General features: G+C 75.5%; 22 protein-coding genes. 15 read left to right on the top strand and 7 right to left on the bottom strand.

The window, feature by feature from the left end; all coding sequences use genetic code 11:
• Positions 1-288: 288 nt before the first annotated feature.
• The 6 genes from Ani05nite_RS36965 (at position 289) to Ani05nite_RS36940 (ending at position 7,943) form a co-directional block, all read left to right on the top strand.
• A complete protein-coding gene (locus Ani05nite_RS36965) occupies positions 289-927 on the top strand; it encodes a hypothetical protein (RefSeq protein ID WP_203776248.1) in 639 nt (212 codons plus the stop codon).
• 515 nt (positions 928-1,442) lie between these two features.
• A complete protein-coding gene (locus Ani05nite_RS36960) occupies positions 1,443-3,515 on the top strand; it encodes an NACHT domain-containing protein (RefSeq protein WP_203776246.1) in 2,073 nt (690 codons plus the stop codon).
• A 27-nt stretch (positions 3,516-3,542) separates the two neighbouring features.
• A complete protein-coding gene (locus Ani05nite_RS36955; protein WP_203776244.1) occupies positions 3,543-4,004 on the top strand; it encodes a nitroreductase family deazaflavin-dependent oxidoreductase in 462 nt (153 codons plus the stop codon).
• 57 nt (positions 4,005-4,061) lie between these two features.
• Positions 4,062-6,359, top strand: coding sequence for a tetratricopeptide repeat protein (locus tag Ani05nite_RS36950; RefSeq protein WP_203776242.1), 2,298 nt, complete (start codon positions 4,062-4,064; stop codon positions 6,357-6,359).
• Between the two features lie 198 nt (positions 6,360-6,557).
• Positions 6,558-7,352: a DUF5317 family protein gene (locus tag Ani05nite_RS36945; protein ID WP_203776240.1), complete on the top strand. Its 795-nt coding sequence runs from the start codon at positions 6,558-6,560 to the stop codon at positions 7,350-7,352.
• 87 nt (positions 7,353-7,439) lie between these two features.
• Positions 7,440-7,943 carry a VOC family protein gene (locus tag Ani05nite_RS36940; RefSeq protein ID WP_203776238.1) on the top strand — a complete coding sequence of 168 codons (504 nt, stop codon included), beginning with the start codon at positions 7,440-7,442 and terminating at the stop codon, positions 7,941-7,943.
• 60 nt (positions 7,944-8,003) lie between these two features.
• Here the strand turns inward: Ani05nite_RS36940 and Ani05nite_RS36935 are convergent, their stop codons facing one another.
• From Ani05nite_RS36935 to Ani05nite_RS36920, 4 genes are all read right to left on the bottom strand, one after another.
• Positions 8,004-8,486, bottom strand: coding sequence for a hypothetical protein (locus Ani05nite_RS36935; protein ID WP_203776236.1), 483 nt, complete (start codon positions 8,484-8,486; stop codon positions 8,004-8,006).
• Entirely contained in the window at positions 8,470-9,222 is a 753-nt protein-coding gene (locus Ani05nite_RS36930; RefSeq protein WP_203776234.1) for a GAF and ANTAR domain-containing protein, read from the bottom strand. The genes Ani05nite_RS36935 and Ani05nite_RS36930 overlap by 17 nt, the downstream gene beginning before the upstream one ends.
• Before the next feature lie 106 nt (positions 9,223-9,328).
• The gene (locus Ani05nite_RS36925; protein WP_203776232.1) at positions 9,329-10,216 is read right to left on the bottom strand and encodes an esterase/lipase family protein; all 888 of its coding nucleotides are present in this window, start codon (positions 10,214-10,216) and stop codon (positions 9,329-9,331) included.
• 98 nt (positions 10,217-10,314) lie between these two features.
• Positions 10,315-10,665, bottom strand: a complete 351-nt coding sequence (locus Ani05nite_RS36920; protein WP_203776231.1) for a hypothetical protein — start codon at positions 10,663-10,665, stop codon at positions 10,315-10,317.
• A gap of 214 nt (positions 10,666-10,879) precedes the next feature.
• Between Ani05nite_RS36920 and Ani05nite_RS36915 the strand changes: the two genes are divergently transcribed.
• The gene (locus Ani05nite_RS36915) at positions 10,880-11,767 is read left to right on the top strand and encodes a universal stress protein (RefSeq protein ID WP_203776229.1); all 888 of its coding nucleotides are present in this window, start codon (positions 10,880-10,882) and stop codon (positions 11,765-11,767) included.
• A gap of 97 nt (positions 11,768-11,864) precedes the next feature.
• The gene (locus Ani05nite_RS36910) at positions 11,865-12,740 is read left to right on the top strand and encodes a universal stress protein (RefSeq protein ID WP_203776228.1); all 876 of its coding nucleotides are present in this window, start codon (positions 11,865-11,867) and stop codon (positions 12,738-12,740) included.
• Between the two features lie 63 nt (positions 12,741-12,803).
• On the opposite strand, the gene Ani05nite_RS36905 is transcribed toward Ani05nite_RS36910, so the two are convergent.
• Both Ani05nite_RS36905 and Ani05nite_RS36900 read right to left on the bottom strand, forming a co-directional pair.
• Complete coding sequence (locus tag Ani05nite_RS36905) at positions 12,804-14,306, bottom strand: long-chain-fatty-acid--CoA ligase (RefSeq protein ID WP_203776226.1); 1,503 nt, start codon at positions 14,304-14,306, stop codon at positions 12,804-12,806.
• 29 nt (positions 14,307-14,335) lie between these two features.
• On the bottom strand, positions 14,336-15,781 hold the full coding sequence (locus Ani05nite_RS36900; protein ID WP_203776224.1) for a WS/DGAT/MGAT family O-acyltransferase: 1,446 nt from the start codon (positions 15,779-15,781) through the stop codon (positions 14,336-14,338).
• Positions 15,782-15,917: 136 nt separating this feature from the next.
• Between Ani05nite_RS36900 and Ani05nite_RS36895 the strand changes: the two genes are divergently transcribed.
• Complete coding sequence (locus Ani05nite_RS36895) at positions 15,918-16,808, top strand: alpha/beta fold hydrolase (RefSeq protein WP_239131015.1); 891 nt, start codon at positions 15,918-15,920, stop codon at positions 16,806-16,808.
• Positions 16,809-16,817: 9 nt separating this feature from the next.
• Positions 16,818-17,213, top strand: a complete 396-nt coding sequence (locus Ani05nite_RS36890; RefSeq protein WP_203776222.1) for a helix-turn-helix domain-containing protein — start codon at positions 16,818-16,820, stop codon at positions 17,211-17,213.
• Positions 17,214-17,235: 22 nt separating this feature from the next.
• Here the strand turns inward: Ani05nite_RS36890 and Ani05nite_RS36885 are convergent, their stop codons facing one another.
• The gene (locus Ani05nite_RS36885) at positions 17,236-17,517 is read right to left on the bottom strand and encodes a hypothetical protein (RefSeq protein ID WP_203776220.1); all 282 of its coding nucleotides are present in this window, start codon (positions 17,515-17,517) and stop codon (positions 17,236-17,238) included.
• A 178-nt stretch (positions 17,518-17,695) separates the two neighbouring features.
• On the opposite strand from Ani05nite_RS36885, the gene Ani05nite_RS36880 reads away from it, so the two are divergent.
• Genes Ani05nite_RS36880 through Ani05nite_RS36860 form a run of 5 tightly spaced genes read left to right on the top strand, consistent with a single transcriptional unit; the run spans position 17,696 to position 25,764 of the window.
• Positions 17,696-19,333, top strand: coding sequence for an NAD(P)-binding protein (locus Ani05nite_RS36880; RefSeq protein ID WP_203776218.1), 1,638 nt, complete (start codon positions 17,696-17,698; stop codon positions 19,331-19,333).
• Positions 19,330-22,920 (top strand): pyruvate:ferredoxin (flavodoxin) oxidoreductase, encoded by a 3,591-nt coding sequence (gene nifJ, locus Ani05nite_RS36875; RefSeq protein WP_203776216.1) that lies wholly within the window; start codon positions 19,330-19,332, stop codon positions 22,918-22,920. Before Ani05nite_RS36880 ends, nifJ begins: the two co-directional genes overlap by 4 nt.
• Positions 22,917-24,059 carry a Rossmann-fold NAD(P)-binding domain-containing protein gene (locus tag Ani05nite_RS36870; RefSeq protein WP_203776214.1) on the top strand — a complete coding sequence of 381 codons (1,143 nt, stop codon included), beginning with the start codon at positions 22,917-22,919 and terminating at the stop codon, positions 24,057-24,059. The genes nifJ and Ani05nite_RS36870 overlap by 4 nt, the downstream gene beginning before the upstream one ends.
• Positions 24,056-24,352: an NAD(P) transhydrogenase subunit alpha part 2 gene (locus Ani05nite_RS36865; RefSeq protein ID WP_203776212.1), complete on the top strand. Its 297-nt coding sequence runs from the start codon at positions 24,056-24,058 to the stop codon at positions 24,350-24,352. The genes Ani05nite_RS36870 and Ani05nite_RS36865 overlap by 4 nt, the downstream gene beginning before the upstream one ends.
• The gene (locus Ani05nite_RS36860; protein WP_203776210.1) at positions 24,349-25,764 is read left to right on the top strand and encodes an NAD(P)(+) transhydrogenase (Re/Si-specific) subunit beta; all 1,416 of its coding nucleotides are present in this window, start codon (positions 24,349-24,351) and stop codon (positions 25,762-25,764) included. The genes Ani05nite_RS36865 and Ani05nite_RS36860 overlap by 4 nt, the downstream gene beginning before the upstream one ends.
• Positions 25,765-25,890: the final 126 nt, after the last annotated feature.

Genomic DNA, 25,890 nt, shown 5'->3' with positions numbered 1-25,890 from the left:
AGCGCGGGCAGCGCGGGCAGCGCGGGCAGCGCGGGCAGCGCGGGCAGCGCGGGCAGCGCGGGCAGCGCGGGCAGCGCGGGCAGCGCGAGGTTTCCCGAGTAGGGAGGCGCCTGCGGCACGGCCGGACGCTCGGAATCCGCAGGCGCCTGCGGCACCTCGGGGGGCTCGGCAGCCGCCGGCAGGCCGGGGAGAGCCGGTAGTTCCGGCACGACGGAACGCGCGGCGGTCTTCTCCGCCCGGCGGCGCAGGTCGGAAGCCCGCTGCCCCTCTTGCACAGTCGCCTCGCCGGTGACCGTGGCGATCGCGTGGCCGATCAAGCCGGTCCGCGCCGGCCGAGCCGGCGAGTCGGTCCACTTCGGCCGCTGGTGCCGCGAAGCCGACTGCCGTCGCCCCTCGGCCACCGGCACCGACGCGGCCTCCCCCACGGCCCTGGGAACCGATGCCTCCCTCGGAACCGACGCCTTCCCCGCCGCCCTCGGGGCCGACGCTTTCTCCCCTCCCGGCTTCGGCACGGAGATCTGCGGCGCCTCCACCTTGGGCAGGGAAACCACGACACCCGCGGACCGCGGACGCGAAGCCTTCGGGCTCTCCCCCTCGGGCCCCCGGGCCTTGCCCACGTCCGCTCCCGGCCGCGGCGCATTCCGGCCGCCGCCCTTCGAGCGCGAAGCCACCGCGGGCGTCGACCGTGGATTCCCGGACTGCCCGGCTGGAGATTTCGAGGTTTTCCGCGCGTGTGCCTTCGGCTCCGCAGCCGCCGACGCAATGACCTTGGAAACCGAGACCTCGGCCGCCGATATCCGGGGCGCCGCCGAGACTTTCGGGGCGCGCCGGTCCTTTTTCCCATGGGCCGACAGATCCGCGGCGTACGCCTCCGGAGCTGCTCTTTCCGCCCTTCCCGGGGCACCCTCGTCAGCCCGTGCGGCGTGATCGAAAAAGCTCAGCGCAAGATAGGCGACCACCGCCAGCCCGATCGTCGAAAGCAGCCGGAAAATGCGCTGAGCTGCCGATACGGACTGACCACGGCGCACCACCGAACCTCCTTCCGATCATTGACGGGCGTCAGTTCCCCATACCCCTCAATCGGACGCTAACACCGGCCCGGCAAGGTCGCAGGGCTGTGCGCGGGCCCGGTTCACCCAGGCGGGTGTCCGGAAAAGATCAGCTCATGCCGCTCGGCGTCGCCCTGCGGGCGGGTGTGCAGCTCGGTCTCCGGCGCCGGCCGGGCCCCGACGTGGTCCGCACCCACCAGGCCGGCTGCGCCGGGCCGTCGTGCCCCAGCCGGTCGTGCACCGCGTGCGCCAGCCGGGTCTTGCCGCTGCCGCCCGGGCCCCCAGGCTCAGCAGCCGGGCTCTGCGACGGGCGTGCCGCCGGGCCGGTCAATCGAAGTGTCGGCTACCCGCCCGGCGCCCGACCCGGTACCGCCTGCCCTAGGGTGGGGCGCCATGGGTGCGATGCGGTCACGGTGGACGGTGCCGGTTGCTCTGCTGCTCGCCTACGCGACCGCCCTCGTGCTGGTCTACCTGCGGTTCGGTCCGCTGCGCTCGGCGTCCGAGCCGCTGGAGGTGGCCAGTTGGGCGTCCGCGGTCTTCGCCGTCGGGTTGTCCCTTGTGCAGTTCGCCCTGTCCCTGCCGCGCCGGCCGGCCCGGGGCGAGCGGGCCAGCACCCCGGATCAGCTGGCGCTGGCCAAGCGGATGATCGCCCGGGCCGCCGAGCACGACGTGGGGCGCCAGATCGAGCGGCACGACCTCGACCGCACCGCGCCGTTGCCGGTGCGCTGGTCGGTGAGCGGACCGAACCCGGCCGACGTGCGGCGGATGGCGCGCAGCGTCGGGGTCGCCGTCGAGAACCGCCGGATCCTGCGGCTGACGCTCAGCGGCACGATCGACGACGTGGTCGCCCGGTTCGAGCAGCTCGCCGCGCCCCGCCTCGTCCTGCTCGGCGCGGCCGGCGCCGGCAAGACCTCCCTGGCCCTGCTGCTGGCGCGCGAGCTGCTGCGGCGCCGGCGCGACGACCGACCGGTGCCCATCGTCCTGGCCGCCTCCTCCTGGGACCCGGACGAGAAGGACCTGCGGGAATGGCTCGTGGAGCGGCTCGGCGCCGACTATCCGGAGCTGGCCGGCAACACCGCGGCGTACGGCGGCACGGCGGCGCTGCGGCTGGTCCTCGACGGCGACGTGCTGCCGATCCTCGACGGCCTCGACGAGCTGCCGGACAAGGCCCGGGCCGCCGCGTTCCGGCAGCTCAGGCAGCTGCCCCGGAACCTGCCGCTGGTGCTGACGTGCCGCAGCGACCAGTTCCGCCGCCTGGAGAAGGGCGGCGCCGTCGACGCGGCCACCCCCATCATCGAGATCCGGCCGCTGACCGCCGCCGCGGCCCTGACCTATCTCGCGGCCGCCGACGAGCGCTGGGAGCCGCTGCGCGAGCGGGTCGAACGCGGCGAGAACATCGGCCCGCTGGGCGCCGTGCTCGCCTCCCCGCTGCTGGTGTTCATGGCGATGGCCGTGGTCGCCGCCGGCGACCGCGAACCGGCCGAGCTGCTCGCGCTGGGCTCGAAGGCCGAGATCAGCGACTGTCTGCTGGACCGGTTCGTGCCGGCCGCGGTCGACCGGCACCACCGCTTCGTGGCCGGCACGTCCCGGGTGGAGGCCCGCGCCGAGCGGCCGGTCCGCTGGGACGCGGACCGGGCGCTGGCGTACGCCGTGGTGCTCGCCGCCCACGTGAAGGAGCACGGGACCGGGGAGCTGCGGTGGTGGACGCTGCCGCAATCGTTCCCCAAGGGCGGGGGCACGTTCCCGTGCGCCGCCCTGCTGCTGACCCTCGGCGGGACCGCGCTGGCCCGGCTGGTCACCACCGGCCGGCCGCTGCCCACCGCCGCCGACCTCGGCCTCGCCGCGTTCGCCAGTGCCGTGGTGGCCACGTTCGTCCACCTGGGCGCCGACCGGGGCGGGATCCGCCGCCAGCCGGCCCTGACGCTGGGCAGCGGTCTCGCCGCGCTGGCGGCCGCGCTCGTGGGTGGGCTCGTGGGTCTCCGCACCGACTGGCCGGCCGGGCTGGCCGCCGGCGCGGCGACCGCGTCGGTGGTCCTCGTGGTCACCCGGTGGCTGGCGGCCCGCATCGACCACCGGGAGCGGGCCGTCACCGCGCGCGGGCTGCTGCGGCGCGTACGCAACGCCGCCGTCGCCGGCGCGCTCGTCTGGGGTACGGGTTTCGCGGCGCTGGCGTGGTTCTCCACCCGCGACGCGCCGCTGGCCACCGCCGTCGGCGTCGGCGGCGCCCTGGTCCAGCTGCGGGTGTCGCCCTGGTCGCACTGGGTCGACGCGCGGCTCTCCGCCGCCGTGCACCGCCAACTCCCGGTGCGGCTCGTCCGGCTGCTGGACGACCTCGCCCGGGTCGGCGTGCTGCGGGAGACCGGCGCCACGTACCAGTTCCGCCACGACGCGCTCGTCACCCGGCTGGCCGAGCACCGGCCCGCATCGGTCAGGAATCGAGAAGGACGCCGGCCCGGCCCCGCCTAGCCTCGACCACGGACAGGAGGTGGGCAGATGGCTCAGCAACAGGCAGGCCGGCGGGCGCCGGGCACCCCCGGGGCGTTCTCCCGGTGGATGCAGCGGACGATGAACGCGCGGATGAACCGCAAGGTCCGGCGGGGCCGCGGCACGTTCATGGGCATGGACGTGCTGATCCTCACCACGGTGGGCCGGCGCAGCGGGCAGCCGCGGGAGACGCCGCTGGCCTGGTTCGCCGACGGGACGGGCGGGTGGCTGGTCATCGGCTCGGGCGGCGGCAGCCGGCACCCCGACTGGTACGGCAACCTGATGGCCCACCCCGGCCGGGCATCGGTCGAACTCCCCGCCCGCGGCGCCGTCCCGGTGACGCCGCACCGGCTCGACGGCGCCGACCGCGAGCGCGCCTGGCAGCGTATCGCCGCGGCCGCCCCGCGCATCGCGAAGTACCAGAGCCGCTCCGCACGCGAGTATCCGATCGTCCGGCTCACCCCGCGGTGAGGTCCCCGGCGCGCGACCGGGGTTGAAGCCGGGCCCCGGTGATGGCAGAACAGTCGTGTGTCCCCTCGAGACGATGCCGCCCCGCCCGCGCAGTTGCCGCCTGACGTCGACGGGTTCACCGGCCGGGTGGCCGAGCTGGCGCTGCTGGACGCCGTACCGTCCGGCGTCGTGGTGGTCTCCGGACCGCCCGGCGCCGGCAAGACCGCCCTGGTCGTGCACTGGGCGCACCGCGCCGCCGGGCGGTTCCCGGACGGCCAGCTCCACGTCGACCTGCACGGCTTCGACGGCGCGGCCCGGCCGCGGGACCCCGCCGAGGCGGTGCGGCTGCTGCTCGACGCGCTCGGGACCGACCCGCACCGGATCCCCGCCGACCCGGACGCCCGGCTGGCGCTCTACCGCAGCCTGACCGCCGGGCGCCGCATGCTGCTCGTGCTGGACAACGCCCGCGACAGCGAGCAGGTGCGCCCGCTGGTGCCGGCCGGCGCCGGCATGCGGACCGTCGTCACCAGCCGGCGCCGACTGACCACGCTGGTCGCCGGGCTCGGCGCCCAGCCGCTCGAGGTGGACGTGCTCCCGCCGCCGGCGGCGGTGGAACTGGTCCGCCGGCGGCTCGGCCCGCACCGGGCCGGCCCGGACGAGGCCGGCCCGGACGAGGCCGGCCCGGACGTCCTGGCGGAGATCGCCGAGGCGTGCGGCCGGCTCCCGCTGGCGCTGACGCTCGCCGCGGCCCGGGCCCGGCTGACCGGCACCCCGCTCGCGACGCTGGCGGCCGAGCTGCGCCGGCCGGCCGGGCGGCTGGAGGCCCTCGACGACGGTGGCGGCGGCGGGCTCCGCACGGTGTTCTCCTGGTCGTACGAGCGGCTGGGCCCGCCGGCGGCCCGCCTGTTCCGCCTGCTCGGCCTCGCCGCCGGCCCGGACATCACCCCGGCCGCCGCGGCCGCGCTGGCCGGCCGGCCCGCGCCCGAGACCCGCCGCAGGCTGCGCGAGCTGGTCGACGCCGGGCTGCTGGCCGAGCGCGGCGACGGCCGGTACGCGATGCCCGGCCTGATCCACACGTACGCGGGGGAACTCGCCCGGCGCCAGGAGTCCACCGGCGACCGCCGCGCCGCGCTGACCCGCCTGACCGACCATTACACGCACACCGCGTACCACGCCGACCTGGTGCTCAACCCGGCCCGCGCGCCCATCCCCCTGCCGCTGGCCGAGCCGGCGGACGGCGCCCGCCCCGCGCCGCTGGACGACCTCAAGGCCGCCCTGGCCTGGCTGCGCGGCGAACGCGAGACGCTGCTGGCCGCGCTGCGCCAGGCCAAGGACGAGGACCTGGACGCGCAGGCGTGGCAGCTGAGCTGGGCGCTGGACACGTTCCTGCACGAGCAGGGGCGGTGGGACGACGAGGGCGCGGCGTGGGCGGTGGCGCTGGAGGCGGCGGCAGCGCTGGGCGACGGTCCGGCGCTGGCGTACGCGTACTCGTTCCTGGCCGTCGCGGACGGCCGCCGGCAGCGGTTCGAGACGGCGCGGGAACACCTGCACCGGGCGCTCGGCCTGGTCCGGGCCGCCGGTGACCAGGCGGGCGAGGGCGAATGCCTGTTCATCCTGTCGTACCTGTGCTGGTTGCAGGGCGACCAGGACGAGGCGCTGGCCCGGGCGCGGGAGTCGCTGGCCCTGTTCCGGCTGGTCGACGACCCGATGTGGGCGGGCAAGGCGGCCCTGGCGACGGGCTGGTACCTCGCGCAGAGCGGCGAGCCACGGGCGGCCCTGCCGCACTACCGGGAGTCGCTGCGCCTGCAGCAGCGGGCCGGGGACCAGCCGAACGAGGCGGTCACCCGCGACAGCCTGGGCTGGCTGCAGCTCCAGCTCGGTGACCTCGACGACGCCGTCCGGCACCTGCGGGAGGGTCTGCGGATCGCGCGGCGGCTCGGCAGTCCCGCCCTGGAGGCGCAGCTGCTCGGGCATCTCGGCGACGTGCACGAGGCCCTCGGCGACCCCGGCACGGCCACCGCGCGCCGCCGGCGGGCGTACGCGATCCTCGCCGAGCTGGGCCACCCGCAGGCCGCCGAGCTGCGCCGCAAGCTGGCCGGGGCGCCCCCGGCCACGGGCGGCGCCGATGATCCGGACCCCGCCGCCGAGCTCGGCCGCCGCGTCCGGGACCACCGGCTGCGGCGCGGGCTGTCGCAGGAGGACCTGGCCGCCCGGACCGGCCTGAGCGTGCGCACCGTCCGCTACCTGGAGTCGGGCCGGGCCGGGCGCCCCCGGCCGGAGACACTGCGGCTGCTCGGCGACGCGTTCGGCCTCGAGGGCGACGAGCGGGAACGGTGGCACGCCGAGGCGTCGCGCGACCGCGGCCCGGCCCGCTGAGCCGGCCCGATTGCCGGTTGCCTGCCGGTTGCCTGCCTGTGCTCCGGGCCCGCCCGCACCGAGGATGGACGTCGTCGGGACAGGCGACGGCACCGTCGCCGGGGCGCCGGCCGGGGGTGGTGCGGCTCCTTCGGGGTGGGGAGCCGCACCGGGCGCCCGGCGCCGGCCCGAACCCGCCGAGACCCGGGAGGCCGGACCATGTCGTTGCCGTCGCTGCTGCTGACCACCGCGCCGCCCGCGGCCGGCGTCGTGCTGGGCCGTCTCCTCGGCGGCCGTCTCACCGGGTTGCGCATCCTCGCCACGAGGGCGCTCTGGCTGCTGTGGCTCGCCGCCGCGGTGCAGTTCGCACAGTTCTCGCTGCCGGCCGTCCGGCACGCCGCCGAGCAGGTCCTCGGCGTGCCGCTGCTCGCGGTGGTCTTCCTGCTCGTGCTGGCCTGGCTGGGCGCCGGCCTCGCGGGCTGGCCGGCGGCGCTGCGGGCCGCCGCCGCCGTGATCATGCTCGGTGCGGCCCTCAACGGGCTGGCCATCGCGCTCAACGGCCGGATGCCCTACGCGCCCGCGGCGGCCCGCGCCGCCGGGCTGCCGGCCGGGGTCGTCACGGCGAAGAACGAGCCGGCCCACGCCCGCACCCGGGTCGCCGGCCTCGGCGACACCATCGCGGTCCGGCCGCTGCGGGCGGTCATCAGCCCCGGCGACATCCTGATCGGCGGCGGCGCCTGCGCGCTGGTCGTCCTGGCGATGCGCCGGCACCGACGGGGCGGTGCCGCGCCCCGATCCGAGGCGGAGGAGGTGAATCATGACCCGCACCTGGACCTGGCCGCGCGTCGCCCTGGCGCTCTGCACGCTGGCGGCGCTGGCGACACTGCTCGCCACGATCGGCGCGCCGATGACCGAGGGAAGCTGACCGCGGTTGTCGCGGCCGCCGGCGCCCCGCTGATGACCACGGCTTTGCTGCTGCTCACCATCGGGGCGCCGCACGAACACGGCGGCTGACGCGCTCTGCGCCCCCCATGACCGCCGGGGGCGCGGGGCCGGCGCGGAGTACGTTGGGCCGACCGTCGATCCGAGAGAAGGCCCGCGATGACCGACACCCGTCCCGACCCGGCCGCCGCGGAGGCCGAGCGCGCCCGCATCCGCGCCGCCCACCTGCGCCCGGCCGGCGAGCGTCCCGCCTCCACCGCCCGCGGCCTGCACCACACCGCCCTGATCAGCAGCGACGTCGAGCGGACCGTACGGTTCTATCAGGACGTGCTGGGCTTCCCGCTCACCGAGCTGATCGAGAACCGCGACTACCCCGGCTCGTCGCACTTCTTCTTCGACATCGGTCACGGCAACCTGGTGGCCTTCTTCGACTTCCCCGGTCTGGACGTCGGCCCGTACGCGGAGGTGCTCGGCGGCCTGCACCACCTGGCCATCAGCGTCGACCCCGACCGCTGGGGGCAGCTCGTGGAGCGGCTCACCGCGGCCGGCGTCGAGCACGAGGTGCACAGCGGGGTGTCGGTCTACTTCCGCGACCCCGACGGCGCCCGCTTGGAGCTGATCGCCGACCCGCTCGGCGAGATGTACGGCCACCAGGTCCTCTGAGGACCCCCGCCGGTGCCCGTGCCGCCTGCCACCACGCCTACAGCATCCTAGGAACCTGGTTCACTTGATGCCCCGCCTCGCGGGCCGCCCGCGGATCCTCCTTGCGAGCCAGTAGCCGCCCGGTCGAGCAGCAGGTGGCAGTCCCCCGAGCAGCAGGTGGTCCAGGCGGCCCCGGTGCTCGCGGACGATCAACACGGTCGCCTGCGGACTGTTGACGTGGGCGAGGTCGCAGGTGTCGCGTTGGTCGTCGGCGGTCTCGCCGATCGCCGCGGCGAGGATCGACGCGAGGTCCTCGCCGCCGGCCCCCGCCAGGGCGCCGAGCAGCGCCCCGCTGAGCCGGCGCGTGTACCAGGCGACACCGTGCGAGCAGATCGCCTCGGCGCCCGGGATGCCGGCGCCGTCCAGCAGCGCCGGGCACCGCGCCGACGAAGTCCTCGTTGGGCCCCCGGTTCGGCCGGCGCTGGTGGCCACGCCGACGTGCCCGCCGGGACCCCGGTCGCGGGTGGTGTTCCCGCTCGCGGTCGGCTCACGACAACAGGTCACCAGCGGAGGCGGGCGTCCGGGCCGCGGGCGCCGGCCGGCGGGCGTCGGGGATCTCGCCGGTGAGCACGATGTCGGCGGCGACCTCCCGGACCTTGCGGTGCTGGCGCTGCGCGCACCGGCGCACCACGGCGAAGGCCTCGTCCGGGGTCACCCGGCGCTGCGCCATCACGATGCCCAGCGCGATGCCGATCGACCGGCTGGAGCGCAGCGCGTCACGCAGCTCCGCACAGGTGCGCCGGCAGTCCGTGGCGGCCAGCGCCAGGGCGGCGTGCGAGCAGAGCAGACCGGCCCGGGTCTCGGCGGCCGCGCCGAGCGCGTACGGCGCCCGCGCGTACAGGTTCAGGGCGCCGAGCACGTCGTCGCCGGCGGCGAGACGGACCGCGAGCAGGCAGCGGATGCCCGTCTCCCGGGCGATCCGCCGGCTGGTCTCCGGCCAGTGCTCGTCGAGCAGCAGGTCGCCCACCCGGCACACCGGGCGCAGGCGCACGGCGTCGAGGCCGGGCCCGGATCCGGTCTCGTGCTGAATCCGTCCGGCCCGGGCGGCCGCCTCCGCGGTCGCCGCGACCGGGACGATCCCGCCGTGGCGGTCCAGCAGGGAGATCGCCGACTGCTCGCAGCCGGGCACCAGGGCCGGCGCGGCCGCCGTGATCCGCCGGCGGACCTCCTCGGCGTCCGGCAGGTACCACGAGCCGGCGAGCCGTGCCAGGCTCCGCGCCAGTTCCTCGTCCGCGCCCACGGCGTGCACCCTCCCGTACCGGTTCCGCCCCTGACGATTCCCGCGCGGGCGGGCCCGGTGGTAGAGGCGGACGGCCCGTGGATCACGGCGGTCCGGGCCCGGTCGCTCAGGCGGGCACCGGCGGGAAGAAGGGCCGCAGGAAACCCGGCGGGCGGAACGGCTGCCAGTCGTCCTCGGGCTGAGCCAGCCGGTCGGCGATCGCCCACAGCACCGCGGGATGCTGGCCCAGGCCGAAATGGCTGCTGACGGTGGCGATGTTCTCGTGCCGTTCCCGCGACGACGGGTGCAGCGAGGCCCGGTACGAGACGATGCCGTCCCACTGCGACAGGATGGACGTCGCCGGCACCGGCAGCGGCGGCTGGACCAGCTCCGACGGCGGCAGCAGGTCCTCCGGGGCGTGCCGGTGCACGTGCCGGTTGTAGTACGGCATGGCATGCGTCTGCGCGGGGTGCGACATGCGGATCGGGCTGCCCAGCGTGATCACCTGCCGGACCAGGCCGGGGTGGGCGCGGGCCGCGGCGACCGCGTAGATGCCGCCCAGGCTCCAACCGATGAGGCTGACCCGCCGGCCGTGCCGCTCCGCCAGCTCGGCGACGAGGCGGGGCACGTGCTCGATCACCTCGGGGGTGGGGCCGCGGTTGCGGCCCAGGTTCCAGCCGCTGACCTCGTAGCCGAGGCGGCGGATAGTGCGGCGCAGCACGATCGTGGAGCCGTCGCCGCCGCCCAGGCCGGGCAGCACGAGCACCGGGTGGCCGTCGCCGAGGGGGGCCGCCCGCAGCAGCCAGCGGCCCACGGCGCTCGGTCCGGCGCTGCCCAGGGCCCGGACGGCGTCGGTGCAGAACAACAGCCAGTGCGGGGGGAGCTCGTGCGGCTCGGGCGGGCGTCCCGGATGAGCGGCGCCCGGTTTCCACGGATCGCCGGCCTGCCGGGACGCCTCGCCGGGCTCCACCTCGCCGCCCGGAACGGGACGGTCGGGCACAGGTGTGGTGACCATGCTGCCGCCTCTCGCGGCGCCGGCGTGCACAGTGGGCTCTGGCCTACCGGATGACCCGAGATTAGCTCACGATCACCCCGCCCGGCAGCCCGCGACCCTCACGCGCCGCCGGGAACCGCCCCGATCGGGGGCGGCGCGGCCGGTCCCTGGTCCGGGCGCCGGCGGATGCGCCGCAGGCAGGAACGCAGCTTCTGCTGCATGAGATCGGTCGCCTCCTGCAGGCTCACGCCCACCGCGTGCACGTGCACAGGCAGGCCGTTGACGTTGACATGGGCGTCGACCCGGTCACCGGGAGCCGCCGCGTCGAGGGTGAGCCAGGACTGCAGCACCGGCGCCGGGGCGTGGTGCAGCGCGGCCTCCAGCTTCTCGACGGCGTACGTTCGTGCCGTCTCGTCGACGGGACCGTGGGTACGGACGTGCGGAGCGGTGATCGGGCTGATGCTCCTCATGACGTGCCTCCCGGATGTCCCCCTGCCCGGTGCAGGGCTCCTACGAAGATCATCGAACCGGGACGGAACGGCTGCCCAGGGTCTTTCGGCCCGGGCCGGACGCGGACCCGTGGATCGGGACCTACGACCCTCCCCGCCCCGCCGTACGCCGGCGGATACTCGCTGTCACACCCCCATGTCAACCGGTTCCGAACGAGGATCTGGAGGTCAGGTCATGACCACTGTCGCCGGAGCCGCCGTGGTCGTCGGCGTCGACGGATCGTCCCGCAGCATGGCCGCCGTGGAGGTGGCCGCCGCGGAAGCCGCCCGCCGTCATCGCCCACTGCGGATCGTGCACGCGCTGAGCTGGCCGGCGCTGCAACTGCCCCTGCCGCCCGGCCTGGCCGAGGCCTCGCCGGAGGCCGTGCCGACCCAGGCCCGGGCCTACCTCGTCGAGGCGGTCCAGCGTGCCGGCGAGGTGGCTCCCGGCGTCCCGACGACCACCGAGCTGCTCTCCGGCCCGCCGGCGGCGGTCCTGACGCGGGTCAGCGCCCGGGCCGAGATGCTCGTCGTCGGCGAACACGGGCAGGGCGGCCTGCTCTTCGGCTCGGTGGCGCGGCACCTCGCCTCCCACTCGGCCTGCCCGGTGCTGGTGGTTCGCGGTGAGCTACGGGCCACGGGCCCGGTGGTGGCCGGGGTGGACGGCTCCGCCCGCTCGGCCGACGCCCTCGAGCTGGCCCTGGAGGAGGCGGCGCTGCGCGGCACCTCGCTGGTGGCGCTGCACGCCTGGACCGGCACCGACCGCACCGAGCTCGACGACGAGCCGGCGGCCTCGCGCGGGACCCGCTCCGGCGAGGAGCAGGAGCAGCGGGTCCTGGCCGAGGCGCTGGCCGGCGCCGCCGACCGCTACCCGGACGTGCCGGTCCGGCGGCAGGTCGTGCGCGGCCACGCCGGGGCGCTGCTCGGCGAATGGTCCCACCTGGCCCAGCTCGTGGTGGTCGGGGACCACGGCAGCGGCGGGCTCACCGGTCACCTGCTCGGCTCGGTCGGCCGGCACCTCATCTTCGAGGCGGACTGCCCCACGATGGTGGTGCGGTCCCACGCCCGCTCCCGGGTGGGCTGACCGGGCCCCGCCGACCGGCCCGCCCGGACGGGGCTTTGCGCTCTGCCCCGGGCCACCCCGACGTGTCGACGATCGAGGCAGGAGCAGAGGAGGAATCATGACCACCACCGCGATCATCGTGGCCACCGACGGCACCGAGACCAGCCGGGCGGCGGTGCGGTGGGCGGCACGCGAGGCGGAACGCCGCCACGCCCTGCTGCGCATCGTGCACGTGTACGACTGGGAATGGCGCGAGGGACGCTTCGACTACACCAACCAGTACACCGACATCGCCCGGCAGGTCGCCGAACAGGTGACCATGACCGGCCACGACCAGGCCCGCGAGGTGGCCCCGGACCTGTCGATCGAGCTGGACACCGTCCTCGGCCACGCCGGCGCCCGGCTGCTGGAGCTGGCTGGGGGCGCGGAGCTGATGGTGCTCGGCAACCGCGGCCGGGGCGGCTTCGGCGGCCTGCTGCTCGGCTCGGTGAGCCAGCGGCTGGCGGTGCACGCGTCCTGCCCGGTGGTCGTGGTGCGCGGCCGCGGTGACGTCACCGACGGCCCCGTCGCGGTCGGCGTCGACGACTCCCCCGCCGCCGATCACGTGCTCGGCACGGCGTTCGAGGCCGCCGCCGCCCGGGGCAGCGCCCTGGCCGTGGTGCACGCCTACCTGCCCGCCGTGCCGCTGTGGTTGCAGAGCAGCGTGCCGGCCATCGACGTGACGACCCCGGAGCAGGACGCCGCCGAGCGCGCCGCGCTGGCCCGGCTGGTGGCGCCCTGGCAGGCCAAGTACCCGGACGTGGCGGTCGAGACGATGCTGTCGCACGACAGCGCGGCGGCCGTGCTCACCGGCATCTCGCAGGGCGCGCAGCTGGTCGTCGTCGGCAGCCACGGCCACGGTGTGGTCGCCGGCACCTTCCTCGGCTCGACCACCATGCAGCTCCTGCACCACGCCGACTGCCCGGTGCTCATCGACCGGCTTCCGCAGCGGTAGCGCGCCGGCGGCGAGCGGGCCCGGTCACCACGGTGACCGGGCCCGCGCCGACTCCGGCGGCGGCTACGTCAGCAACTTCTTCAGGACCTTGCCGGCCCCGCTGAGCGGCAGGGCGTCGCGGAGCTCGACCAGGCGCGGGTACTTGTACGCGGCCAGCCGCTCCCGGCAGTAGGCGATGATCTCCTCGGCCGTCGTCGCGGCGTCCGGGCGGGTCACCAGGAACGCCTTGACCTCCTGGCCCAGCCGTTCGTCCGGCACGCCCACCACGGCCGCCTGGAGCACGGCGGGATGGTGGTGCAGGACCTCCTCGATCTCGCGCGGGTACACGTTGTACCCACCCCGGATGATCAGCTCCTTCTTGCGGTCCACGATGAACAGGTAGCCGTCCTCGTCGACGTAGCCGAGATCCCCGGTGTGGAACCATCCGTGCCGGAACGCCTCCGCGGTGGCCTCCGGCTGGCGGTGGTAGCCGCGCATCGTGTGGTAGCCGCGGGTCACCAGCTCGCCGACGTGGTCGCGCCCGGGCGGCAGCGGCCGGTCGTCGCAGTCCCACACCTGCACCTGCACGCCCCAGACCGGCCGGCCGACGCTGTAGACGCGGCGCTGGTCGGGGCCCTCGTTGAAGCTGATCGTGGAGGCGGTCTCGGTCATCCCGTACCCCTCCAGGATGGGCACGCCGAACCGCTGCTCGAACGCGTCGAGCACCGTGGCGGCGATCGAGTCCCCGCCGGAGATGCAGACGCGCAGCGAGGACGTGTCGTAGCGGTCCCGTTGCGGGCAGGCCAGCAGCGCGCCGAACATGGTGGGCACGCCGTCGAAGATGGTCGCGCGGTCCCGCTCGATCGTGGCCAGCACCTGTTCCGGGGTGAACCGTGGCACCAGCGACAGGCAGGCGCCGAAGCGGATGCCGATGTTCATCGCGCTGGACATGCCGTAGACGTGGAACAGCGGCAGCACCGTGAGGATGATGTCGTCGGGGTTGAGGGCGAACAGCCGGTCCGGGATGTCGGCGTTCATGTAGAGCTGGAAGTGGGTCAGCTCCGCGCCCTTGGGCCGGCCGGTGGTCCCGGAGGTGTAGACGATCGCGGCGGTGTCGCCGGGCTCGGTGGCGTGCAGCGGGAACGACCCGGTGACCGGCGCCGGCAGGTCGGCGAAGGGCCGGGCCGGGTCCGGGACGGGGCCGGCCACGTAGACCTCGGCCAGGCCGCAGTCGGCGGCCGCCTTGGCCGCCTCGCCGGCCGCGCCGGCCCAGGTGATCAGCAGCCGGGCGGCCGAGTCGGTGAGCTGGTACGCGATCTCGGGCGCCTTGAGCAGCACGTTGAGCGGCACCACGACCGCGCCCGCCTTGAGGATGCCGTAGTAGGCGATCGGGAACTCGGGGACGTTCGGCAGTTGCAGCGCCACCCGGTCCCCCGCCCGGATGCCGCGGGCCCGCAGGCCCTCGGCCACCGAGTCGGAACGGGCGTCCAGCTCGGCGTAGGTCATGGTCACGCCGTCGTGGACGAGGGCGGGCGCGGCCGGGCGGATCTCCGCCGACTCACGCAGGATCACGGCAAGGTTCAACATCGTCGGCTCCCCTCCGGCGTTCGGATGTCTCAGGCGATCGGGGCGCGCGCGGCCGCGGGGGCGCGGCGGCGACGCACGGGTTTGGGCTGGGGCGGCCGGGCCGCCTGGCGCAGGGCCGCCACCTCGTCGGTGACCGACGCGGCGAACCGGTCGGCCTCGGGCACCGACGCGAAGTCGGTCGTGACGCCGAACGTGGCCTGGCCGCCGTAGGTGAAGACCGCGATGCCGATGCGGATCCGCTCGGCGATCGGGACGTAGGGCAGGATCTCGCGGATCGGCCGGCCCAGGATGTAGAGCTGCTGGTCGGGGCCGGGCACGTTGGTGGTCACCGTGGTGATGGCGTGCTGCGGCAGCCGCAGCGCGGTGCGGATGATCAGCGAGACCGGGGTGAAGGGCTCCCGGTCGGCCAGCGCCACCAGCGCCGCCCCGGCCTCCACCTCGCCGGCGGCACGCAGCTCGGCGATCCGCTCGTGCACCGCCCGCAGCCGCTGCGCCGGGTCGTCCAGCTCCACCGGCAGGAGCAGCAGCATGGAGGCGAGCCGGTTGTTCAGCACGCCCTCCTCGTCGCGGCTGCGCACGTTGACCGGCACGAGGGTGCGGATGGCGCCGGCGGCCGGTTCCTCGCCGCGCTCGAGCATGAGCCGGCGGAACGCCCCGGCCACCGCGGCCAGGTAGACGTCGTTGATGGTCACCGAGCAGTCGCCGGCGATCGCGGCGATGTCGGCCAGCGGGGTGCGGGCCACGGCGTACCGGCGGGACTTGCCGAGCGGGCCGGCCAGCGAGGTCGGCGGGGTCGGGGTCAGGCCGAGGGCCAGCGTGGTCAGGCCGCGGGTGGTGTCCCGCAGCCACCGGGTCACGGCGACGGGCGTGCGGACCGCCTGGGCCACCACGCGGGCCTGGTCGAACGGGATCCGGGCGAGCTGGGCCAGCGCGTCGAGGGACAGGTCGAGCGAGCCGGCGCCCGGCACCGGCTGCCAGTGGTCGGCCACCGGCCGGTGCGGGCGGGGGCTGGCGTCGAAGACGAGGCGGTAGAGCTGGTTCCCGGAGACGCCGTCGATCAGGCAGTGGTGCACCTTGGACAGCAGCGCCCAGCGCCCCTCCGGCAGGCCCTCGATCAGCCAGGTCTCCCACAGCGGGCGGTCCCGGTCCAGGCGGTGGGTCATCACCCGGGCGACCAGCCGTTGCAGCGCGGCGTCGTCACCGGGCGCGGCCAGGGCGGTCCGGCGCAGGTGGAAGTCCAGGTCGAAGTCCGGATCGTCCACCCAGACCGGCCGGCCCAGGTTGAACGGGACCCGGCGCACCTTCTGCCGGTAGCGCGGGACCAGCGGCAGCCGGCCCCGGATGGCCGCGGCGAACTCGGCCTGGCTCGGGGCGGGCCCGTCCAGCACGGCGATCGACGCGATCGCCAGCGACGCGTGCGGGTCCTCGTCCTCGGCGTCCAGAAACGACGCGTCCAGCGGGCTCAGGTATTCCACGGCATCCTCCTCGGTCGCAGCGCGTCACTCTTGGTCACCGTGCCTCGGCCGGCGCCGCCGGGGCCAGGGCCGGACGGCCCGCACAGGGGACGTCCGGCCCTCGGTGCGCGGGCCCCGGGGCGGGCAGGCTGGAGGCATGACCGAAGGCTTCGCCCGGCCCGACGGGGTGCGGATCGCCTACGACGTCGAGGGACCGCCCGACGGCGAGCCGCTGTTGCTGATCATGGGCCTGGGCCTGCAGATGCTGTTCTGGCCGGAGGAGTTCCGGGCGCTGCTCACCGGCGCCGGGTTCCGCGTGGCCCGGTTCGACAACCGCGACGTGGGGCTGTCCACCCACCTCCGCGACCTGGGCACGCCCACCCCGCTGGCGCTGGCCCTGCGCCGCGGGCCGGGCTACGCGCTGGCCGACATGGCCGGCGACGCGTTCGCCGTGCTGGACGCGCTGGGCTGGGACAGCGCCCACGTGGTCGGGGTGTCGCTGGGCGGCATGATCGCGCAGACCATGGCCGGCGCCGACCCGGCCCGGGTCCGGTCGCTCACGTCCATCTCGTCCACGCCGGCGCCCCGGATCGGACGGCCCCGCCCGCGCGCCATGGCGGCCCTGTTGCGCCGCCCGGCGTCGGGGCGGGACGACGCGGCCCGGCAGATCGTCGACGTCTTCCGGGTCATCGGCTCGCCCGCCTACCCGCACGACGAGGCGTGGCTGGCCGATGTCGCGCGCCGCAGCTACGACCGGGCCCACGACCCGGCGGGCCTCCGCCGGCAGCTCGCGGCGATCGTGTCGGCCGCGGACCGGCGGCCGATGCTGCGGGCGCTGCGCCTGCCGGCGCTGGTGATCCACGGTGACGCCGATCCGCTGGTGCGGCTGCCGGGCGGGCTCGCGACCGCCCGCGCGCTGCGCGGCGCGACGCTGATCGTCCACCCCGGCATGGGCCACGACCTGCCCGCGGCGCTGCAACCGGCCATCGCCGGCGAGATCGCCGCGGTCGCGCTGCGCGGGTGTGATACCGGCCCGGCGGCGCGTTAAGCTGCGGCGGTGACGGAGAGTTCCGGCCCGCCCCTGAGCCTCGGGGAGATCATCCGGCGCCGGCGCGAGCTGGCCGAGCTGCCGATGCGCCAGCTCGCCGCCATGGTGGGCATCTCGGGCCCGTACCTGTCGCAGATCGAGCGCGGCTTGCGCGCCCCGTCCGACCGGGTCCTGCACGCGATCGCCGCGCAGCTGCGCACGACCGCCGACGTCCTCGTCGAGCAGGCGACCCCGGAGCCGTCCCCGCCCGCCGCGATGCTCGCCGCGATCGCCGCGGACCCCGACCTCACCGCCCACCAGCGCCGGGCGCTGGTGGAGGTCTACACGGCGCTGCGGGAGACGACCATCGCCCGCCGCCGGCGCGGCGGCGGGCCGCCGGCGCACGAGGACCGGCCCGGGCGCTGACGCCCGGGCCGGTCGCGGTGATTCACTTGAAGACCTGCCGTGCCGTCTTGATGTAGGCGGCTCCGACGTCCCCGATCAGTTCGGCGCTCAGGGCGAGCGCGTTCTTCGCCCACGGGTACGGGGCGATCTTGGCAACGTCCTTCTCGAAGGCGACGACGTCCGCGACGCCGCGCTCGTAGGCGTTCACGGCGAGCGTGCCGACCTCACGGCCGATCCGCCGGGTCCGTTCACGCCGTGGCTCCGGACGGTGCACCGGCTTGGCCGGCACGGTCTCGCGCGCCGGCTTGGTAGTGGTGGTGGTCATGACAACCTCCCTCCGACCTCGACCTACTTAGCACGTTAGCCATCCACTGCTAACACCGTCAGGGCCGGGCGTCCCGTCCTGGCCGGTGACCGGCGGCCCGGACCGCTCGGGACCTCCGGCCCTCCACCGCACCGCCCGGCGCCGCGCAGGCTGGCGGTAACCGCTCGAGGAGGCCGGTATGTCCACTCGGCACCGCGACCTGACCCCCCTGCCCGACCTGCTGCACGACCAGGCCCGCAGCGGGCCCGTGCGGCAGCGCCGGCCCGTCTACGCCGACCTGCTGCCACCCTGCAACGCCGGCTGCCCGGCCGGCGAGAACATCCAGGCGTGGCTGGCCGCGGCCCAGGCCGGCGACTACGAGCGCGCCTGGCGCACGCTGGTCGCCGACAACCCGCTGCCGGCCGTGCACGGCCGGGTCTGCTACCACCCGTGCGAGTCGGCGTGCAACCGCGCCCTGCTCGACACGCCCGTCTCCATCCACGGGGTCGAGCGCTTCCTCGGCGACCTCGCCCTCGAGCAGGGCTGGGCCTTCGACCCGCCGCCGGCGCCCACCGGCCGGCGCGTGCTCATCATCGGCGCCGGGCCCAGCGGGCTCTCCGCGGCCTACCACCTCGCGCGGCTCGGCCACCACGTCGAGATCCACGACGCCGGGCCCGAGCCGGGCGGCATGATGCGGTACGGCATCCCCGCCTACCGCCTGCCCCGCGACGTGCTGGCGGCGGAGATCGCCCGGATCCAGGCGTTGGGCGTCGAGATCGTCACCCGGCACCCGGTGCTCGACCTGCAGGCCGAGCGCGCCGCGGGCCGGTTCGACGCGGTCTTCGTGGCGGTCGGCGCGCACCTGTCCCGGCGCGTCGACATCCCGGCCCGCGAGGCCGGCCGGATCGTCGACGCGGTCGGCTTCCTGCGCAGCGTCGCCTCCGGCGAGCGCCCGGTCATCGGGCGGCGGGTCGCCGTGTACGGCGGCGGCAACACCGCCATGGACGCCGCCCGCGTGGCCAAACGGCTCGGCGCCGACGAGGCGCTCATCGTCTACCGGCGGACCCGCGGCCAGATGCCCGCGCACGCCGAGGAGGCCGAGGAGGCCGAGCGCGAGGGCATCACGATCAACTGGCTGCGGACGATCCAGGCCTTCGACGGCCCGGCGCTGACCGTCGAGGTGATGGAGCTCGACGACGAGGGCCGGCCGGCGCCCACCGGGCGGACCGAGACGCTGGCCGCCGACACCGTGATCCTGGCGCTCGGCCAGCGCAGCGACGTCGGCTTCCTGCGGGCCGTGCCGGGCGTGCGGTTCACCCCGGACGACACGGTGGAGGTGTCGCCGTCGTTCATGACCGGCTGCCCCGGGCTGTTCGCCGGCGGCGACATGGTGCCGGCCGAACGGACCGTCACCGTCGGCGTCGGGCACGGCCGCAAGGCGGCCCGGCACATCGACGCGTACCTGCGGGCGGGGGCGTACCGGCCGCCGGACAAGCATCCGGTGGCCGAGTTCGACCTGCTGCACCCCTGGTACTTCGGCGACACCGGGCGCCGCGTCCAGCCCGAGCGCGACGCCGCCGCCCGCGTCGCCGACTTCGGCGAGATCGTCGGCGGCCTGGACGCCACGGCGGCGCGGTACGAGGCCGCCCGCTGCCTGTCCTGCGGCAACTGCTTCGAGTGCGACGGCTGCCTGGGCGCCTGCCCGGAGGACGCCGTCATCAAGCTCGGCCCGGGCAACCGCTACCGCATCGACTACGACCGCTGCACCGGCTGCGCCACCTGCGCCGAGCAGTGTCCCGTGCACGCGATCGAGATGGTTCCGGAGGTGCCCTCATGACCAGGGCGACGATGGACGGCAACGAGGCCGCGGTGTCGGTCGCGTACCGGCTCAACGAGATCTGCTGCATCTACCCGATCACGCCGTCGTCGCCGATGGCCGAGCTGGCCGACGAGTGGTCGACGGCCCGCCGGGCGAACATCTGGGGATCGGTGCCGACCGTGGTCGAGATGCAGAGCGAGGGCGGCGCCGCGGGCGCGCTGCACGGCGCGTTGCAGAGCGGCGCGCTGACCACCACGTTCACCGCCTCGCAGGGCCTGCTGCTGATGATCCCGAACATGTACAAGATCGCCGGTGAGCTCACCCCCGCGGTGCTGCACGTGGCCGCCCGCGCGCTGGCCGCCCAGGGACTGTCCATCTTCGGCGACCACTCCGACGTGATGGCCGTGCGGGCCACCGGCTTCGCGCTGCTGGCCTCGGCGTCCGTGCAGGAGGCCCACGACCTCGCCCTGGTGGCCCAGGCGGCCACGCTGCGGACCCGGGTGCCGTTCGTGCACTTCTTCGACGGCTTCCGCACCTCGCACGAGCTCAACACCGTCGAGCTGCTCACCGACGACGACCTGCGCGCGCTCGTCCCGGCGGCGCTGGTCCGCGACCACCGCGGGCGGTCGCTGTCGCCGGAGCGGCCGGTCATCCGCGGCACCGCGCAGAACCCCGACGTGTACTTCCAGGGGCGGGAGACGGTGAACCCGTACTACGCCCAGGTGCCCACGGCGGTGCAGGACGCGATGGACCAGCTGGCGGAACGCACCGGCCGGCGGTACGGCATCGTCGAGTACCACGGCGACCCCCGGGCCGAGCGGGTGCTGGTCATCATGGGCTCGGGGGCGCAGACCGCCATCGAGACGGCCCGGTGCCTGGCGGACCGCGGCGAGCGCGTCGGGGTGCTCCAGGTCCGGTTGTTCCGGCCCTTCCCGGCGGCCGCGGTCGCCGCCGCGATCCCCGCCACGGCCCGCCGGATCGCGGTCCTCGACCGCACCAAGGAGCCCGGCTCGCAGGGCGAGCCCCTGTTCCTGGACGTCCTGGCGGCGCTGGCCGAGAGCGGGCGCAGCAGCCTGCCGACGGTCATCGGCGGCCGCTACGGCCTGGGCTCCAAGGAGTTCTCCCCCGGCATGGTCGCCGCCGTCTTCGCCGAGCTGGCCGCCGGGCAGCCCCGGTCGCGGTTCACCGTCGGCATCGTCGACGACGTCGGCGGCACCAGCCTGCCGTGGCAGCCGCTGGACATCGAGCCGCCCGGCACCCACCGCGCGGTCTTCTTCGGACTCGGCTCGGACGGCACGGTCGGCGCCAACAAGAACACCATCAAGATCCTCGGCGCCGACCCCGGCATCCACGCCCAGGGCTACTTCGTCTACGACTCGAAGAAGTCCGGCTCGATGACGGTCTCCCACCTGCGGTTCGGCCCCGCCCCGATCCACGCGCCGTACCTGGTGACCCGCGCGGGCTTCGTCGGCTGCCACCACCCGAGCCTGCTGGAGCGCGCCGACGTGCTGGAGCCGGCCGACGAGGGCGCGACCCTGCTGCTCAACAGCACCCGGCCCGCCGGCGAGGTGTGGGACACCCTCTCCCGCCCGGTGCAGGAGCAGATCATCGCCAAGCGCCTGCGCGTGCACACCATCGACGCCGACCGGGTGGCGACCGAGGCGGGCCTGCCCGGCCGCACCAACACCGTCCTGCAGACCTGCTTCTTCGCCCTGTCCGGCATCCTGCCGCAGGACACCGCGATCGCCCGGATCAAGCAGAGCATCACCAAGACGTACGCCAAGCGCGGCCCCGAGGTCGTGGCCCGCAACCACGCCGCCGTCGACCGCGCCCTGGCCGAGCTGCACCCGGTCCCGGTGCCGGAGGCGGTCAGCACCACCCGCGAACGACCGGCGCCGGTCCCGCCCGGGGCGCCGCCGTTCGTGCGCACCGTCACCGCCGCCATGATGGCCGGCCACGGCGACCGGCTGCCGGTCAGCGCGCTGCCGGCCGACGGCACCTATCCCGGCGGGACCACCGCCTACGAGAAGCGCAACGTCTCCGACCTGGTGGCCGCCTGGGATCCCGACCTGTGCATCCAGTGCGGCAACTGCAGCTTCGTGTGTCCGCACAGCGTGATCCGGTCGAGCTTCTACGACCTCAAGGAGCTGGCCGGGGCGCCGGACGGCTTCCGGTCCGCGCCGCTGAACGCCCGCGGGGTCCCCGACTCCCGCTTCACCCTGCAGGTGTACCTGGAGGACTGCACCGGCTGCGGCCTGTGCGTCGAGGCCTGCCCGGTGACCGCGCCGGCCGACCCCGGGCACCGCGCGATCAACCTGGCGGCCCGCGAGCCGCTGCTGGAGCGCGGCCGCGAGGACATCGCGTTCTTCGAGACGCTGCCGGTGGCCGACCGCACCCGGGTCGACTTCGAGACGGTGCGCGGGGCGCAGTTCCTGCAGCCGTTGTTCGAGTTCTCCCTGGCCTGCGCCGGGTGCGGCGAGACGCCGTACCTGAAGCTGCTCTCGCAGCTGTTCGGCGACCGCCTGATGGTCGCCAACGCCACCGGCTGCTCCTCGATCTACGGCGGCAACCTGCCCACGACGCCGTGGACGCACAACGCCGAGGGCCGCGGGCCGGCCTGGTCGAATTCGCTGTTCGAGGACAACGCGGAGTTCGGGATGGGCTTCCGGCTCGCCGCCGACCTGCACCGCGACCTGGCGGTGAACCGGCTGCGCGAGCTGCGGGACCGGCTCGGCGCCGACCTGGTCGACGCCGTGGTCGACGCGCCGCAGCAGCGCGAGTCGGAGTTCGCGGCGCAGCGCGAGCGCCTGGCCGAGCTCGAGCGCAGGCTGGCCGGGCTCGGCGCGGACGAGCCCGCCGTCGCCGACCTGCGCAGCGTGCTCGATCACCTGGTGCGGCGCAGCGTCTGGATCGTCGGCGGCGACGGCTGGGCCTACGACATCGGCGCCGGCGGCCTGGACCACGTCCTGGCCAGCGGCCGCGACGTCAACGTGCTGGTGCTCGACACCGAGGTCTACTCCAACACCGGCGGCCAGATGTCCAAGGCCACCCCGCTGTCGGCGGTGGCCAAGTTCGCCGCCGGCGGCAAGCGCACGCCCAAGAAGGACCTGGCCCTGCAGGCGATCGCGTACGGCAACGTCTACGTGGCCCGGGTCGCCATGGGCGCGGACCCGCAGCAGACCCTGCGGGCGCTGCGCGAGGCCGAGGCCTACGACGGCCCGTCGCTGGTCATCGCGTACGCGCACTGCATCGCGCACGGCATCGACATGCGCCAGGGCATGGCTCAGCAGCACCGGGCCGTGACCACCGGATACTGGCCGCTCATGCGCTACGACCCGGTGCTGCGGGCGGCCGGGGCCAACCCGTTCCTGCTGGACTCGCCGCGGCCCCGGTTGCCGCTGAGCGCGTACACCGAGCGGGAGCTGCGGTTCGGCCAGCTGCGCCGCACCGCGCCGGCCGAGGCCGAACGGCTCGCCGGACTGGCCCAGGAGGCTGTCAATCAGCGCTGGCAGGTGTACGAAGAGATGGCGGGGCGCGGGCCGGAGCACTTCCCGGCGGACGCCCGGGACGTCGCGGACGGTGCGAGATCCGGGGAGGAACGATGACGACGATCGGCGTGGTCCGGGAGACGGACGCCGGCGAGCGGCGGGTGGCGCTGGCCCCCGACGACGTGCCGAAGCTGCGGCGGGCCGGCCTGCGCGTGCTGGTCGAGGCCGGGGCCGGGGCCGGGAGCTGGTTCCCCGACCCGGCCTACGCCGCCGCCGGCGCGGAGCTCGCCGACCGTGCGGAGGTGTACGCGGGCAGCGACGTCCTGGTGGTGATCGGCCCCCCGGACGACCTCACCGCGCTGCGCCCCGGACAGTGGCTGGCCGGGCTGCTCGCCCCGCTGACCGACCCGGTGCTGGCCGAACGGCTGGCCGCGGCCGGGGTCACCGCCGTCAGCCTGGACCTGCTGCCGCGGACGCTGAGCCGCGCGCAGGCCATGGACGCGCTGACCTCGCAGGCCAGCGTGGCCGGGTACAAGGCCGCCCTGGTGGCCGCCGGCGCGTACGGCGGCTATCTGCCGATGCTGATGACCGCGGCCGGCACCACCCGCCCGGCCCGGGTCCTGGTGCTCGGGGCCGGGGTCGCGGGCCTGCAGGCGATCGCGACCGCGCGCCGGCTCGGCGCGACGGTGACCGGCTACGACGTCCGCGAGGCGGCGCAGGAGGACATCGCCTCCACCGGCGCGACCGTGCTGCGGCTGGACACCGCGGCCGGAACCGGGACGGGCGGCTACGCGCGCCGGCTCACCGCGGCCGAGACCGCGGCCCAGCAGCAGGCCCTGGACCGGGCCGTCGCCGGCTTCGACATCGTCATCACCACGGCCCAGGTGCCGGACGGGCGCCCGCCCGTGCTGGTCACCGAGGCGGCCCTGGACGGCCTGCGGCCCGGCGCGGTGGTCGTCGACACCGCGGCGGGCGAGCACGGCGGCAACGTCGCCGGCTCCGAACCGGGCAAGACCATGGTCACGCCGCGCGGCGTGACCGTCGTCGGGGCGGCCGGCCTGCTGGCCCAGCTGCCGCAGGCCGCCTCGACCGCGTACTCCCGCAACATCTGCGCGCTGCTCGGCAGTCTCGTCCGCGACGGCGCCCCGGTGCTCGACCCGGACGACGAGATCCACGCGGCCATCGTGGTCACCCGCGACGGCGCGGTCGTCAACCCGCGGGTGCTGGCCGCCCTCGGCTCGGAGGTGGGGTCATGAATCCGCTGCTGCTGGCCGACATCACCGTCTTCGTCCTCGGCCTGCTGGTCGGCTTCGAGGTGATCAGCAAGGTGCCGGCCACCCTGCACACGCCGCTGATGTCCGGCGCGAACGCGATCCACGGGGTCGTGCTGGTCGGGGTCATGCTGCTCGCGGCCACCGCCACCACGGTCACCGGCTACGTCGTGGTGTTCGTCGCCGCCGCCTTCGCCGCCATGAACGTCGCCGGCGGCTACGTCGTCACCGACCGCATGCTCGCGATGTTCCGCACCCGGCAGGAGAATCGCCAGTGAACGCCTTCGACTCCACCGTGCACCTGATCTACCTCGCCTGCGCGGCCAGCTTCGTGGTCGGCCTGCACCTGATGAACGCCCCCGCCACGGCCCGCCGCGGCAACCAGGTGTCGGCCACCGGCATGACCGTGGCCGTGCTGACCACCGTCGCCGTCCTCGTCCACGGCGGGCACCTGGCGGCCTGGGCCGTCGCGGCCCTCGCCGCGGGCACGGCCGGCGGCGCGGTCGCGGGCCTGCTCGCCGCCCGCCGGGTGCAGATGACCGCCATGCCGCAGCTGGTGAGCCTGTTCAACGCGGTCGGCGGCGGCGCGGCGGCCCTGATCGCGCTCGGCGACGCGGTCGCCCACGCCGGCGACCTCGACCGGCTGCCGTTGCAGACCACCACCACGACGGTGCTCGACCTGGTGATCGGCGGCGTCACCCTGAGCGGCTCGCTGGTGGCCTCGGGCAAGCTCGCCGGCCGGGTGCCCGGCCGGCCCATCATCGTGCCCGGCGGCCGGTGGATCAACATCCTCCTCGGTCTCACCGCCGCCGGGCTCGCGGGCTGGTTCCTGACCGGCGGCGCCGGGATCGCCGCGCTGGTCGGCATCGGCGTGCTCGCCCTGGCGGCGGGCGTGCTGCTGACCCTGCCCATCGGCGGCGCCGACATGCCGGTCGTCATCTCCCTGCTCAACGCCTGCACCGGCACCGCGGTCGCGATGGCCGGGTTCGTGCTGGGCAGCGATGTGCTGATCATCGCGGGCGCGCTGGTCGGCGCGGCCGGCGCGATCCTGACCAAGCTGATGGCCGACGCCATGAACCGCTCGATCACGGCGATCGTGGCGGGCGGCTACGGCACCGGCGACGAGGTGGCCGTCGCCGCCGCCGGCCCGGCTGCCCCGGTGCGCCGGGTCACCGCCGAGGACGCCGCGCTCCAGCTGTCGTACGCGCGCAAGGTCGTGATCGTCCCCGGCTACGGGCTGGCCGCCGCGCAGGCGCAGTACGAGGTGGCCGCCCTGGCCCGGGCGCTGAGCGAGCGCGGGGTGGACGTCAGCTACGGCATCCACCCGGTGGCCGGCCGGATGCCGGGCCACATGAACGTGCTGCTGGCCGAGGCGGACGTGCCGTACCCGTTGCTCAAGGACCTCGACGAGATCAACCCGGAGTTCCCCGGCACCGACGTGGTGCTGGTCGTGGGGGCCAACGACGTGACCAACCCGGCCGCCCGCCGCCCGGGCAACCCGGTCTCCGGCATGCCGATCCTCGACGTCGACAAGGCGCGCAGCGTCATCGTGATCAAGCGGTCGCTGGGCCACGGGTACGCCGGGATCGACAACGAGCTCTACAGCCTGCCGGTGACGGCCATGCTGTTCGCCGACGCGCGGCAGGGGCTCGGGGCGATCCTGGCCGGGGTGCGCGAGTACGCCGCCTGACCGGTTCGTCGGCCCCCCGGCCCGGGGACGCGGGTCATCGGCCGGCCGGGGCCGGCGGGCCGGTCGCCCTCGCGCCACCTAGGGCCATTGGTCCCTACCGATCAAGCCGCCGGGTGCAGTGGGCTG

The sequence above is a fragment of the Actinoplanes nipponensis genome, assembly GCF_016862275.1.
Taxonomy (GTDB): domain Bacteria; phylum Actinomycetota; class Actinomycetes; order Mycobacteriales; family Micromonosporaceae; genus Actinoplanes; species Actinoplanes nipponensis.
This window is presented reverse-complemented; position numbering and strand designations above follow the sequence as displayed.

Excerpts from the sequence above, each read along its gene's own strand:
- Ani05nite_RS36960 (WP_203776246.1), top strand. The coding sequence starts at position 1,443 with ATGGGTGCGATGCGGTCACGGTGGACGGTGCCGGTTGCTCTGCTGCTC.
- Ani05nite_RS36955 (WP_203776244.1), top strand. The coding sequence starts at position 3,543 with ATGGCTCAGCAACAGGCAGGCCGGCGGGCGCCGGGCACCCCCGGGGCG.
- Ani05nite_RS36945 (WP_203776240.1), top strand. The coding sequence starts at position 6,558 with ATGTCGTTGCCGTCGCTGCTGCTGACCACCGCGCCGCCCGCGGCCGGC.
- Ani05nite_RS36940 (WP_203776238.1), top strand. The coding sequence starts at position 7,440 with ATGACCGACACCCGTCCCGACCCGGCCGCCGCGGAGGCCGAGCGCGCC.
- Ani05nite_RS36925 (WP_203776232.1), bottom strand. The coding sequence starts at position 10,216 with ATGGTCACCACACCTGTGCCCGACCGTCCCGTTCCGGGCGGCGAGGTG.
- Ani05nite_RS36920 (WP_203776231.1), bottom strand. The coding sequence starts at position 10,665 with ATGAGGAGCATCAGCCCGATCACCGCTCCGCACGTCCGTACCCACGGT.
- Ani05nite_RS36915 (WP_203776229.1), top strand. The coding sequence starts at position 10,880 with ATGACCACTGTCGCCGGAGCCGCCGTGGTCGTCGGCGTCGACGGATCG.
- Ani05nite_RS36910 (WP_203776228.1), top strand. The coding sequence starts at position 11,865 with ATGACCACCACCGCGATCATCGTGGCCACCGACGGCACCGAGACCAGC.
- Ani05nite_RS36905 (WP_203776226.1), bottom strand. The coding sequence starts at position 14,306 with ATGTTGAACCTTGCCGTGATCCTGCGTGAGTCGGCGGAGATCCGCCCG.
- Ani05nite_RS36895 (WP_239131015.1), top strand. The coding sequence starts at position 15,918 with ATGACCGAAGGCTTCGCCCGGCCCGACGGGGTGCGGATCGCCTACGAC.
- Ani05nite_RS36885 (WP_203776220.1), bottom strand. The coding sequence starts at position 17,517 with ATGACCACCACCACTACCAAGCCGGCGCGCGAGACCGTGCCGGCCAAG.
- Ani05nite_RS36880 (WP_203776218.1), top strand. The coding sequence starts at position 17,696 with ATGTCCACTCGGCACCGCGACCTGACCCCCCTGCCCGACCTGCTGCAC.
- nifJ (WP_203776216.1), top strand. The coding sequence starts at position 19,330 with ATGACCAGGGCGACGATGGACGGCAACGAGGCCGCGGTGTCGGTCGCG.
- Ani05nite_RS36870 (WP_203776214.1), top strand. The coding sequence starts at position 22,917 with ATGACGACGATCGGCGTGGTCCGGGAGACGGACGCCGGCGAGCGGCGG.
- Ani05nite_RS36865 (WP_203776212.1), top strand. The coding sequence starts at position 24,056 with ATGAATCCGCTGCTGCTGGCCGACATCACCGTCTTCGTCCTCGGCCTG.